9 protein-coding genes are annotated in these 13,486 nt (G+C 41.4%); all 9 read left to right on the top strand.

The genetic code is table 11. From position 1 onward, the window contains the following. Positions 1-309: 309 nt before the first annotated feature. The 9 genes from J8Z24_RS19925 to J8Z24_RS19885 all read left to right on the top strand — a co-directional run bounded on the left by J8Z24_RS19925 (position 310) and on the right by J8Z24_RS19885 (position 13,360). Entirely contained in the window at positions 310-1,560 is a 1,251-nt protein-coding gene (locus J8Z24_RS19925; RefSeq protein WP_252095715.1) for an efflux RND transporter periplasmic adaptor subunit, read from the top strand. A 12-nt stretch (positions 1,561-1,572) separates the two neighbouring features. Then, entirely contained in the window at positions 1,573-2,289 is a 717-nt protein-coding gene (locus J8Z24_RS19920; RefSeq protein ID WP_252095714.1) for an ABC transporter ATP-binding protein, read from the top strand. A 1-nt stretch (position 2,290) separates the two neighbouring features. Further along, complete coding sequence (locus J8Z24_RS19915; RefSeq protein ID WP_176032753.1) at positions 2,291-4,687, top strand: ABC transporter permease; 2,397 nt, start codon at positions 2,291-2,293, stop codon at positions 4,685-4,687. 4 nt (positions 4,688-4,691) lie between these two features. Next, on the top strand, positions 4,692-6,074 hold the full coding sequence (locus J8Z24_RS19910) for a sigma-54-dependent transcriptional regulator (RefSeq protein WP_176032754.1): 1,383 nt from the start codon (positions 4,692-4,694) through the stop codon (positions 6,072-6,074). 12 nt (positions 6,075-6,086) lie between these two features. Beyond that, the gene (locus J8Z24_RS19905; RefSeq protein ID WP_252095713.1) at positions 6,087-7,343 is read left to right on the top strand and encodes a sensor histidine kinase; all 1,257 of its coding nucleotides are present in this window, start codon (positions 6,087-6,089) and stop codon (positions 7,341-7,343) included. Between the two features lie 389 nt (positions 7,344-7,732). After that, positions 7,733-8,767, top strand: coding sequence for a S41 family peptidase (locus J8Z24_RS19900; protein WP_252095712.1), 1,035 nt, complete (start codon positions 7,733-7,735; stop codon positions 8,765-8,767). 482 nt (positions 8,768-9,249) lie between these two features. After that, positions 9,250-10,173, top strand: coding sequence for an aromatic amino acid DMT transporter YddG (gene yddG, locus J8Z24_RS19895; RefSeq protein ID WP_176032757.1), 924 nt, complete (start codon positions 9,250-9,252; stop codon positions 10,171-10,173). A gap of 236 nt (positions 10,174-10,409) precedes the next feature. Beyond that, complete coding sequence (locus J8Z24_RS19890; RefSeq protein ID WP_252095711.1) at positions 10,410-12,515, top strand: serine hydrolase domain-containing protein; 2,106 nt, start codon at positions 10,410-10,412, stop codon at positions 12,513-12,515. A gap of 149 nt (positions 12,516-12,664) precedes the next feature. After that, a complete protein-coding gene (locus J8Z24_RS19885; RefSeq protein WP_208723430.1) occupies positions 12,665-13,360 on the top strand; it encodes an SDR family NAD(P)-dependent oxidoreductase in 696 nt (231 codons plus the stop codon). The last annotated feature ends 126 nt before the right edge of the window (positions 13,361-13,486 follow it).

Genomic DNA, 13,486 nt, shown 5'->3' with positions numbered 1-13,486 from the left:
ATTGAGTCAAATTGGTATTATTATCCCTAGTTTAGGTTAATGCTCAAGCTTTCCGAGTAATTTCAAGCATTACTCGTCAGTTACACCACCAAACATTTTTGAATTACAGCACGGATGCTCCGGATTCTTGCTTCCCGCTTTTTGAACTGTTCCAGTTTCGAGACAGATTGTTTAATTACTGTGTCTCACTTTCGACACACCTGCTATCTTATTTTCTACTGAAATAGTTTATCGTATTGATTATTAATGAAAAAAATAATGGCCTGAAACTTGATTTATATCCTGTATTCTTAAAGAGGAGTACAGAGTATGGATATAAAACTAGCAAAAACTCAGCGCTTACCAATGACTAAAGTGGTGTTGCTGGTTATTGCGCTACTTGTCGGGGGCTTGGTCGTTTTCACCAAAGCATATACACAAAGCGCGTCGAATGTGGTTTTTCAAGATGAATTAATCGTCGCCAAAGTGCAGCAAGGAGAGTTTGAGCTGAGTGTGAAGGGGCTGGGTAGTTTAGTACTAGAGAAACGCCACTTGGTAACTAGTATCAGCGGAGGGAAAGTGGTTGAGGTCTTGGTAAAGCCTGGAGAAATGGTCACGCAAGGGATGATAATTGCGCGACTAGAAAACCCTGCTTTACATCAAACATTGACTCAAAAACAAAGCTTGCTGAGCAAAACGATAGCACAACACGAAGCTGAATTGGCTGAATTGCAAGCGAAAGTACAGCAAGCAAAAACGGCTCACTACGACGCTTTGTTGGCCTATAAAGCTGAAAAAGCCCAGTGGCAAGCACAAAAAACCTTGATAGACAAAGGTAACAGTACCATTTCCATGCTTGACCATCAGCGCAGCGAATTTGCAATGCAGCGCAGTCAAAAACAAGTTGAATTACAACAAACCAGCGTCGCTACTCAGCAAGCTGTGTTGCAAGCGAAAATGACCGCTCAGCAGGCCGAGCAAGCCAGTTTATATTCTGAAATTAAGCTGCTTAAAGAGAACATTACTGCGCTTAAAGTGCGTGCGCCCATCACAGGTCAAATTCAAGATGTATTTATTGAATTAGGCATGCAGCTAGCTAGCACCAGCTCAGTAGCTGAGGTCGCTGATCCCCGCTTACTAGTCGCTAAAATTAATGTCGCTGAATTAGATGCACCACAGGTACAAGTTGGGCAACAAGCGATGATAGACACCTACACCTCTCGTTTTGGTGCTGTTGTTAATCGTGTTTCTCCAAAGGTGGTAAATGGCCAAGTGGAGGTGGAGCTAAGCATCACAAATACACTGCCAAGAGAAGCCAGAGACAAGCTCAATATTGAAGGCGTAATTGTGACCAGTCATCAATCAAACGCTACTTTTGTTGCCATGCCTGCCAATGCCGTGGCAAATAATCAAGCCAGTGTCTTTGTTGTTGATAAACATTTGGCGACGAAAAAAACAGTTAAATTTGGTCAGCGTTCGGTAAACTATATAGAAGTGCTTGAAGGCCTTAATAAAAATCAGACTATCATCATTTCCGATATGGAAAAATACACTCAAGATAGCCAAGTGCTAGTGCGTTAACAGGACATCATTATGAACTCAGTTATTCAACTCAACAACATCGAAAAGCGATTTCACACAGACGAAATTGCAACGCAAGCGCTAGATGGTATTAATCTCGTAGTAGAGCCCGGCGAGTTTGTGGCTATCACGGGACCGTCAGGGTGCGGCAAGTCAACGTTACTGTCAATTTTGGGCTTGATTGATGAGCCAAGTAACGGCGAGTACTTTATCAGTGGTAACCAAGCGTTTAATTTAAACTCGGACGAGCGTGCTCATATTCGTGCCAATCATATCGGTTTTATTTTTCAGGCCTTTAATCTTATCAGTGATTTAAACGTGCTCGAAAATGTCATGTTACCGTTGACTTATATCGGCGGCATTAGCCAAAAAGAAATGGAGCAAAAAGCCAAAGATGCGCTGTCGATGGTGGGATTAGAAAACCGCATCAATCATTTTCCTTCTCAGCTGTCAGGCGGACAGCAACAGCGTGTTGCGGTTGCAAGAGCCTTGATTAATTCACCAGATTTGATCCTTGCGGACGAGCCGACCGGTAATTTGGACTCACACAATGCACAGCAAGTGTTAGGGTTATTAAGCGAGCTTCATGCTGCTGGCAAAACGATTTGTATGGTAACGCATGATATCGAATCTACGACTTACGCTAGCCGTGTTATCTCTATGCTAGATGGCACAATTTTAAGAGACAAAAAGCAGCTTGAGCGCGCAAGCAAAGTCGTTGGAGCTTAGTATGGGATTACTTCTAGACTTTCGTTATGCACTGAGAAATATCGCCAAATCAATGCGCTTCACGTTATTGATGATGTTTATCATGGTTGGTAGTTTGACCATATCTTTGATTGGTTTTAATTATATTTATACGGTGGCATTTTCACATAGCCAAGTGGGCAGTGGCAGCCCAGAAATCAGGATCTTTAAGGTTCGTAACCCTATCAGCATGCAAAATCGCTTTGAATACAGCATGCTGCCACAACTACGAGAACTTGATGAAGTTAAACAACTTGAGGAGTGGCTTTATATTGCGCCAGCGAGTGTTTGGGTAAGTGACGCTGAACGAGGCAGTCATTATCGAGGCTCCTATGTTGATGAACGCTTTTTTCAGTTTCTGGATATTAAACCAGCACTTGGGCGATTTTATACTGCTGATGACTTTGTGGGAGCTGCCCAAAATGTGGTCGTGATTTCAGACTATCTCTGGTTGCATCTATTTCAAGGTAGCAAAGATGTTATAGGGCGCACGATGGTCGTTGACCAAAAGCCTTACGAGATAATCGGTGTGATGCCCAAACACAATAACTTCCCGATATTTTCTAAACTTTGGCTGCCTCTTAAGGGCAATAACACTGCACCGGCTGATGTCATCGATATTATTTATAAGATGCCAAATAAGACGATAGAGGCAAAGCTTGAGCAGCGTTTAAGTTTATTCTTCACTGATTATGCAAAGCAGCGCGTTAGTCAGTCAGCGCTTGAGGTAGATAAAGCTGTTCGTGTTGAATCTATGACCTTGGTGGAATACAACACCGATGGTGAAGCGGTATTTATATTTACCTTGTTTATGGCTGGTATCGTACTTATTTTGCTTATTTCCTCAATTAACATTGGTAACTTACTTTTTGCCAAAATCATTGAGAGACAAAAAGAGTCGGCTATTCGGGCCGCGATTGGCGCGAAAAAATTAAGGGTGGTTCAGCAGCATGCTTGCGAGGGCTTGGTCTACTGCGTTAGCAGTTGGGTTGTGGCGCTATTATTAACAGACCTCGGTTTGCGAGCGCTGAACTTTTTTATGAATATGATGTTTGGTGGCAAAATGCCGTACTGGTGGTATTGGCAGCTAAATGCAGTCACCATCTTGGTGTCACTACTGCTGATAAGCTTGGTATTTGCTATTGCAGTGCTGTTACCTGCGGTGAAAACCGCTAATTTTAACATCAATGATGTACTGCGAGACGGCACACGAGGTGCAACCGGAAAACAAGCGGGATTGATGTCAAAACGCCTACTGTCTTTGCAGGTGATCTTAGTGAGCTTTATGCTGATGGCATCGAGCACCATAGGCTATGTGATGTATTCTATGGCGGGAAATATTGACGGCGAAGCTCTCAAAGGGGTGTACTCAACTGAGTTGCAATTTCAAACAGAAAGCGAGTTTTCGAGTGATAAATCGGTCGAAATGGCAAGCGCATTAGTCGTGGGAATGACATTGGATCCTGCATTTAAAGAAGGGCGCGTGTATCAACGTGAGATGGAGCTTGATGTGCTAACAAGCGAGGGCGAAGTGTATACCGATAAAATCATAAATATTGAAGCGGTATCTCATCTGTTTAAGCGCGAGTTGCAAAGCGGTAGGAACTTCACAGCACAAGACAACACAGAAGCTGCGCCCGTCGTGATCATTAGCCAGTCTCTCGCAGAGGCTCTGTTCGGCAGTGGGGAAGTATTGGGTCGCTCACTGATGTTACGTGATGCAAAATGGCCAAGCGCTAAAATAGTTGGTATTGCTGTGGATGAAATGAACGTTGTTGCCAGCGATCGTCGTCATGAAGTCTATTTTAGTTTTCATCAATATGCGCCAAAGGAAAATGCAATGGCGGTTAAGTTCATTACTGAGTTGCCGCCAAGCCAAAGTTACGAAGCCTTCTATCGCGTGTTAAGTAGGCTCTCAAGCAAGCTCGAAACCAGCTATATCTTTGATCACTACGACAACCACCGTTCTATGATGGGGGCTTTCACTAGCATCATTTATGTGTTTTTGATTGTCGGTGGGTTTGCATTGACGCTTTCTTTAATTGGTATTTACGCCATGGGGTTAAGTACGATAAATAAGTCTGGACATGAAATAGGTATTCGCCGTACTTTAGGGGCAAAAGATGGTCAGATCATGTTGTTATTTATCAAGAAAAACCTTGCCCATACCTTAACTGGCTTGATGATTTCTGCATTAATTTTCTATATCTTGTGTTATCTTGCGGTAGACTTTTTCCGTGGTGTTGTGCCATTCAGCGTAATGTTCGGCGCAGGTACAGTGACTTTGTTGCTGGTATTTGCGGCGGTGTGCTTTGCGTTATACGTGCCGGTGAAGCGCTGCATAAAAGTCCAACCTGCGGTTAGCTTAAGAATGGAATAATAATGTGAAAAAGGTGCTCATAGTAGATGATTCGCTTGATATTCAAGCGAGTCTGAAGTTTTTACTTGAAGATGAAGGCTATACTTGCCATGGCGTCGTAACACCAGATGCAGCGTTTGATTATGTGAGTACGCAAGAAGTAGACTTGGTGTTATTGGATATGAACTTTACCCAAGATACGACCAGTGGTAAAGAAGGCCTTGCGGCAATCTACCAATTGATGCAAATCGACCCACTTTTACCGATAGTAGTGATGACTGGCTGGGCGACGTTAGATCTCGCTGTGAATGCCCTCAAGCAAGGTGCAGCGGATTTCATCGAAAAACCTTGGGACGATGAGCGCCTTGCTCACAGCATAAAAGTACACATTGAGAAGCGTGCTGACAGACAAGACTTAGTACGCCTTTCCGCTGAAAATGAACGCCTTAAAAAGACTCAGCGGTCAATTAACTTTGTTACACAAAGCGAACACAAACAGCGAGTGCTCGCGCAACTGACGCAGTTAGCGCAAAGTGAGATGAATATTTTGCTCACTGGTGAAAATGGCACGGGAAAGAGCTATTACGCGCAGTATATACATGAGCATTCTCGACGCGCAGATGGCAGTTTTATCTCAATTAATATGGGGGCAGTGAGCGATGAGCTGTTTAATTCTGAATTATTCGGGCACAAAAAAGGCGCGTTCACAGATGCCAAAGAAGATAGGGTTGGGGCATTTACGCTCGCGAGTAACGGCTCATTATTTTTAGATGAAATTGCTAACTTGTCACTACGCTCGCAAGCAAAGCTGTTACAGGTTTTAGAGGAGAGAAAATACACTGCTGTTGGTAGCCACAAAGTTTTGGAAAATACGGCCAGAATCATATCGGCGACTAATAGCAAACTTCATGATGCTATCGCCAATCAAGCGTTTCGCCAAGACCTCTACTACCGACTCAATACGGTTGAAGTAGAAATACCGCCGTTAAGATCATGTCCTGAAGATATTTTGCCACTAGCAGAACGCTTTTTATCCCAGTTTAGTCATAATTATAAAAAACCACTCGCGAGCTTAATGCCTTGTGCAGTCAAAGCGCTTAATCAATATGAGTTTTTGGGTAATGTAAGAGAATTAAAACACATGATGGAACGGGTTGTGTTCACGTGTGCAAACGCTAAAGTTTTTGCCAGTGACTTGGCACTCAATAGCGCCTCAGACCAGTCGCTTCACTCAACAACAAAAAGTACGTCAGTTATACCCGAGAATCACGATTTAACGCTGGATGAAATTGTAGAGCAGGCACTGTTTAGCCGCTTAGCGTTTCATGGTGGTAATGTTTCAAAAGCAGCCAAAAGTCTTGGTTTGTCTCGTAGTGCTTGGTATCGCAAAATGGATAAATACGAATAGGAGCCGGCTTAAGTGTTTTATCGATTTGGACATTGGCTACTCAATGCGTTACTACTTGTTATCGTAAATGTGCTGCTCATGATCCATCATTACCCAATAACATTGATTGTACTTGTTGATTTGATATTTATAGCGTGCGGTGTTTTATTGGCTTATCACTTTGGCTCAACGAGGCAGCATACCATAAATTTGATAGACACGTTGCTGATATCGCTCCGCCAAGGTGATTATGCCCTAAGGGCTGTACACGCAAAAGATAGACAATTGCATTCAACTGTTGAGCATGTAAATGCACTAGCACAAACTATGCAAGCTGATCAGCGGGCGCTTGCAGAGCACAGCGACCTGCTAAAGCAAATTATTGAAAAGATTGACTGTGCGCTCATTGTATTTGACAGTCAAAAAGTGGCATTTGCTAACAGCTACGCAGAGCGAACGTTTCTAGATTGCTATAAAGACGACGTATCTGGTTGGTTTCAATCATTACAAGCAGAGCGAAAACAAGGGAAAGTCTCTGTCATGCTAAGTGGTGTAGAACATGCTTTTTTACTCGAACATGATAGCTGCTACATCGCGAATAAGCCCCATACTTTACTGGTGCTAAAGCAACTCGATAGTATTTTATATCAACAAGAAAAGGATGCCTTACAGCGCTTTGTTCGTATTTTAAGCCATGAAATCAATAATACCTTGGCGCCAATTGGTACGGTAGCACGTAGCCTCACCAAACGCTTAAATGGAGATATTGATATTGATAGATTTAGCAGTGGACTTGCACTTATTAACGAGCGTGCCAGTTACCTTAAATCTTTTATGGGCAACTATGCCTCCCTTGCCAAACTGCCTCCTGCGCACAAGCAAATTGTCGCGCTCAATGAGTTTTGCGCTCAGCTACAAAGTATCTACCCGCAACTAAAGATAGAGAGCACAGCCGACCTGCTCGGTTTTTTTGATACGAGCCAAATAAAACAGGTACTTTGCCACCTTATTAATAACGCTCATGAAGCGTGCACGCCTTCGCCAGAAGTTACACTCAATATCACCGTAGGTGCTGATAAATTAGTGTTTTCGGTCACAGATACAGGCCCCGGTTTCTCTAACCTAAACGAAGCCGCGGAAGCATTTTATACCACCAAAGCCGATGGCAGTGGCATAGGCTTGATGCTGTCTCGCATTATTATTGAAAACCACAGTGGACAGCTTAAACTGGGCAATAACCCAAGCGGTGGCGCAAAAGTCAGTTTTTGTGTAGAGCGGGGTGGAGATTGAGTGATAAGTCGAACCCCCGAAGTTCAAAAACAGGAGCATGCGCAACGTTATTTCAATATGTTTGATAGTGCTTAGGGGAAGGTATTTACTATGTGTGCTTGGTGTTCTCAACAGGTATATTGATTAGCTAAATTTAGTATGACCTAAAATATATAAATCAGTTTAGAACTATTGATATAGTTGTGTTCAAGGGGGAGCAATAAAAATAGCTTTTATTAAATTAAATAACTTTAATAAAAGAGGCAGTTAAAACTATTAGTAACCTTTTTTAAAGTGATGAAAACTAAAAAGCTCTTTAGAAAGAGTGTAACCAAAACAGGGTTTTGCTGCTTAGTACTAGCTTTAGCCCGAGAATATAGGCTATATAATTATGCTAATAAAGGAAAAAGATGGAATTTAAGAGTGGCATTATAATATGGGGTTTTATTGTTTTTTCCCCACTGGCACATGCTGATATCAGTTATATTGATAAAAATCATATATTGAATGCGCTTACAGATAACATTGAGCAACAATATGTTGAAGTAAAAAAGATAGATAAAATTTCAGATGCTCTTACCGTGCTGAAAACAAGTTCTGAATTTACTAGCAGTCAGTCACAAGAACAATTTGCCTCGCTATTAACCGCAGAATTGCAAAAGTTTGACAAGCACTTTACTGTACAATGGCAAAACCCTAATAAAAGCCAGAATAATAAAACAAAGCGTGAACCCTGGTTTACCAAATTAAGTCGGAAAAATTCAGGCTTTAATCGAGTTGAAGTACTCGATGGCAATATAGGTTATGTTGACTTTTGGGGATTTGCTGAGTTATCGAAAAATTCAAAAAGTGTAGTAGAAAGTGTTATGGGGTTTGTATCAAATGCAGATACCCTTATATTTGACCTTCGTAATAACGGGGGCGGCAGCGCTGAAATGGTGCAGTTTATTAGTAGTTATTTTTTAAAGCCAAACACCCACTTAAATAGCATTTATTCGCGCGTGACTGACTCTACCCGTGAATACCGTACTTTTGCTAATGTTAACGGTTCAATTCATCTGGACACTCCCATTTACATACTCACGAGTAATGACACGTTTTCCGCAGCAGAGGAGTTTGCTTATAACTTAAAACACCTAGAGCGGGCTACATTGGTTGGGGAAAGAACGAAAGGTGGCGCAAATCCTTGGCAGTTTTATGAACTAGGAAGTGGCTTTAGAGCTGGTATTCCTATAGCGAAGGCCATTAATCCAAAAACGAAAACAAACTGGGAAGCGATTGGCGTTAAACCTCATATTGAAATACCACAGACTAACGCCCTAGATGTGGCGTATAAAATGGCGCTTAATGAAGTTAAAAAGTCAGTAAGTGATGAGCACCAAATCAAAGATATTAACGACAAGCTTGAGGAGTTATCAAATAGCTTACCACTCAAAGAAAAGTGAAAAAGCACCTTTTAATAATAACGCCAAGTTATACCCATTACGAATAGGATTTTATTACACTCAATGAAATCGTATTTATTTTGGTGTTTTAATAGCCTAAAAAACTCGTGTTTAGGCCAAAGGTACAACCATTGGTGTGTATCGATTTAGAGTGGGTGTCAGCTATCATCAGCTATTATCAATTATCAGTAACCCATTATGATATCTTAACGTTTTAGAGCAAACACTTGAGCTTTGGGGCTGGAGGTACACTAACCGAAGAGCAGTTCATGCGAAGTTACAAGCGCTTGAAGCGTTAATGTTAGAAATAATATCTACAAACAGAAATCAAACGGAGCTTAATTATAACCTTTATAGCGAATAGCACTTGATAGTTTTTTCTATAAAACCCTTTGTGAATGTTATATTTTCCGACATGTTCGCCTTTATTCAGCACGCTGGGAGAGAGAACTTTTATTCCCAGATAAATATGGAGTCAATCCTTGCAAGCGCAATATAAGTTTACAGTATTTGGTATATTAGCGGTATTGGTATGGAGTGCAGTACTGCATGTTATGCGTATCGTTAGTGAAGATTTTGGTGCAATTGGGGGGGCTACCTTAATCTATTCAGTGGCAGCGATATTTCTCGTGCTGTTTTTAGGCTTTCCAAAGATGAAAAGTTACCCAAAATCTTATGTGATTTTTGGCGGGGTGTTGTTTGTTGCATATGAACTTTGTTTGTCTTTATCTCTGGGCTTTGCAAACTCTAGAACACAGTCTGCCCAAGTCCTCATTGTAAACTATTTATGGCCACTATTTACCATCCTAGGCGCGATAATTAGCCGAAGTAACAGTGCGAACACTGTGCTTCTGTTTTGCGGTAGCATACTTGCTTTTACAGGTGTTTATATGGTGGTTTCGGGCGATACTAGTTTATCTATCGAGAGTTTAGTAAGCAGTATTGTAAGCAATCCCATGGCTTTTGGCCTTGCTTTTGGGGGCGCAATTATTTGGGCTGTCTATTGTAATCTCACCAAAATGTTATCAAATGGTCAGAATGCAATTACTTTGTTCTTCATCTTTACAGCGATAACGCTATGGGTTAAATGGTGTTTAATTGAACAAAGCTTGCAATCTAACTTTTCGTTTTACAAAGTGTGCTTGTTAGTCGTGGCTGGTGGTGGCATGGCTTTAGGCTACGCACTGTGGAACAAGGCTATAATTGGTGGCAATATGATCTTACTTGCTGTCATTTCTTATTTTACTCCAGTATTTTCCGGTATATTCGCCTCGTGGATATTAGACATTTCGCTAACAACAGGATTTTGGGTTGGGGTTATCGCAGTTACACTCGGTTCATTACTCTGTTGGCAGTCAACACGTACAAGCGTAAACAATAACAATGTAGCAGTGAGCGATGCTTGAGCAGTAGCCTTTTTATGAACTCGTTGACAAAACAACCATTGCGTCCGTTCACTTCAAGTTCTTACCCATTACGGAAAAACACTTGATACTATGGCTCCTATATAGGGTTAGCACGCAGTTAACCCTACACTTACCGAAAGCCCTAATGGAAAAGTTTAACGCTTTTACTGTAATAATCTTTGTGCTTCTTTGGACACTAATTTTTTACCGCAAACAATAAGGAAATGAGTATAAGTATGGAAGCAAAGATTGTTGATGGTTTATTTGTCCTAAAGGTTTTTGTATTCACTTTAGCTATGAGCATATTCTTTAGTGTACAAGCGCAAGCACAAGCACAAGCACAAGCACAAGCACAAGCACAGGTACAAGCACAAGCACAGGTACAAGCACAGGTACAAGCTACCAAGCCGCATTCAGTAGTTGATGGTAATGAAATCTCAGACGTGAAGGGGAGGAGAACAAAGGAAGACTTCGAAGGCCTGAGAACCTATGTTGATGACTGGGTTGATAAAGCCATGGTGCAACACAACCTGCCAGGAGTTGCGGTTTCGATTGTCAAAGATGGGGAAATTATCTTGCTCAAGGGTTACGGGTTTGCCAATGTAGCAAGCCAAACCAAGGTTGATCCCAATGCAACTTTGTTTCGCATTGGCTCTATTACCAAAACAATGACGGCTCTTGCGGTAATGCAGCTGGTGGAACAGGGAAAGCTATCTCTGGATACTGATATCAATGAATACCTAAGCGAATTTAAAATACCAGATACTTTTGCGCCTATTACAATACGTGCCTTATTAAGTCATCGGGCGGGTTTTGAAGAAGCGGATGCTGGTCACTTATTCGTGGAAGACCCGTCACAAATTATTAGTATAGAGCAGTACCTCGCAACATATATGCCCAAAAGAGTTTGGCCGCCAGGTGTCAATGTATCCTATTCTAATTATGGCTTTGCTTTACTAGGCTATCTGGTCGAGTTGCAGTCGGGTATGGATTTGGCGACTTACATGGAGCAACATATTTTTTCTAAGTTGGGTATGGAAAATACAACATTACGAGAACCTGTAAACGCAAGAGCTGCCTTTACAGCAATGAAGTCCGACCTACAGCAGCAGCTTGCAGCAGGGTATTTTAAAGATAGAAAAGGGAATAATACTGCCAAGTCTTTTGAGTTTATTGGGCATGCAGGCGGTGCAGGGGCAGTTTCTACAACTGCCAATGATATGGCACGTTATATGTCAGTGCTAATGAATGATAACAACCTTTTAGTTCAGCCAGTTACCCAAAAAGCAATGTCACATCGATTATACGATGATAGACCACTGGCAACAGGGATTGCCCATGGTATGTTTGATGGCAAGCTTAGAGGTTACAAGGTGCGCTATCATTCGGGGGCGACCCATACGTTTGCTGCCAATATGGTAATGTTCCCTGAAAATCAGTTAGGCATTTTCATTTCAACTAATGTATCGGGAAGAGGGGGACACGTTGTTGAGACCTTACCTACCGCAATACTTAACAAATACTATCGAAATAAGCCGATAAGCCAGACTAAAGTGTCGCGATCAAGTCCCCCTCTGCAAACAAATATATATGCACAAGTTTTAAAACAGCAAGTTAGCCAACCGAACCTTGAAGATTATACGGGAACATTTTTGAGTACTCGTCGTTCATATACCCAGTTAGAGAAGCTAGCTGCGTTGCATGCGTCGGTAAGCGTTACTATTGAAGAGCAACAAAGGTTAGTCATGATAGTGGCTGGAGGTAAAATAAAACTAAAACATCTTGAAGGAGACACCTTCCAAGCTGAATCTCAAAATACACCTACTTTTTACTTTTATCGCGATGATACAGGAAATATAGCGCGTTTTTCAGCGAGTATGTGGTCTGGCGATTATGAGCGGGTGGGCTTTTTGCAAAGTCCATTTTACTTCAATTTAGTGTTGGCAATTGCTTCTTTGCTATCGTTATTGACCTTGTTACTGTGTATTGTTCGAGTTCGTCAAGGCAAAAGGCTAGTGACATTCGAAAAGTTGGCATGCTGTAGCTCAACAATGATAATTGTGGCTACGGTGGGCTTTACATTAATGAATGTAGGCATTGTCTATGATGAATACAAATTTAACATAAATTTTCCGACAATTGAGGTAAAAATTCTGCTGTCTTTGGTGTTAGCAATTGTTTTAACGACCTTTATGAAAGTAATAAAGCTTCCATTGATGATAAGTATGAATGAGTTACACTGGCTTTTTAAAGTACATTATGTGATGTGTGCACTCAGTTATCTAAGCGTTATTCACGCGTTTTGGGTTTGGAACGCGGTAGGGTTTAATTACTTTGGCTAAATTTTAGCGTCGTGTTTTGCCACTCTGGGTTAGGACTACCCTAAGGAAGCAGTAATCATTACTTATGAATAAATGACCTGTTCTTTAAGGATAGTGAGTTATTGCATTACTGGGACAAATCTCAGGTTAAGTATAATAAGGAATTGGACTTGATAGAGAAAAAACGGAATATAGTGATCGTTGGTGCAAGCCGAGGGATTGGATTAGCTGTTGCCGAATTTTACGCAGCAAAAGGAGATTGTATAATCTCGGTATCACGGACACGTTCAAGTGTAGGCCAGTGGATTGAGGCAGATATCTCAACACTTGAGGGTATTAGAAAAGTAATAGATGAGATATCAGATAAGGCAATTGATGCGCTTTTATATATGGGAGGGATCTGGGAGTCTTCAGCATTTACAGAAGAGTATGATTTTGAGAAAACCTCATTTACTGAAACTCAAAGTATAATAAATGTAAATCAGCTTGCTCCGATCGAGCTGGTAAAAGGGTTACTAGCAAACCTACGTAGAGCCAAAAATCCGCGAGCAATTTTTATGGGAGCAACTTCTGGCCTTGAGCTGTCGACGACCTCTGAAGTTGCATACTCTGCCTCTAAATTTGGGTTGCGTGGCGCAGTTCATTCCCTTCGAGTGGGGTATAAAAATGAAGGTATCGGTTTTACGACTGTTAACCCTGGCTATGTAGGGACAGATGAAGTGTTAAATGATATTGAGTCAGGAGAATCTATAGGTCTAATTCCGATACCGATGGAAGATATTATAAGAGCTGTAGATTTTGTGATGCAATCATCTAGAAATACAGATATCGGCGATATCGTGTTGACACAAAAATTTGGGCGTTAACCTGCTGTCAATCATTAGCATATTACTACACTGACATTGGGCCTAGAATCATTACTTAATCTATAGTTTGGAGTAGGAACGAGCTCGTCATTGCCTTTAAATCACATTTTCATTTTATTGGCATAA

It is taken from the genome of Pseudoalteromonas sp. SCSIO 43201, assembly GCF_023716725.1.
GTDB lineage: Bacteria > Pseudomonadota > Gammaproteobacteria > Enterobacterales > Alteromonadaceae > Pseudoalteromonas > Pseudoalteromonas peptidolytica.
This window is presented reverse-complemented; position numbering and strand designations above follow the sequence as displayed.

Excerpts from the sequence above, each read along its gene's own strand:
- J8Z24_RS19925 (WP_252095715.1), top strand. The coding sequence starts at position 310 with ATGGATATAAAACTAGCAAAAACTCAGCGCTTACCAATGACTAAAGTG.
- J8Z24_RS19920 (WP_252095714.1), top strand. The coding sequence starts at position 1,573 with ATGAACTCAGTTATTCAACTCAACAACATCGAAAAGCGATTTCACACA.
- J8Z24_RS19915 (WP_176032753.1), top strand. The coding sequence starts at position 2,291 with ATGGGATTACTTCTAGACTTTCGTTATGCACTGAGAAATATCGCCAAA.
- J8Z24_RS19900 (WP_252095712.1), top strand. The coding sequence starts at position 7,733 with ATGGAATTTAAGAGTGGCATTATAATATGGGGTTTTATTGTTTTTTCC.
- J8Z24_RS19890 (WP_252095711.1), top strand. The coding sequence starts at position 10,410 with ATGGAAGCAAAGATTGTTGATGGTTTATTTGTCCTAAAGGTTTTTGTA.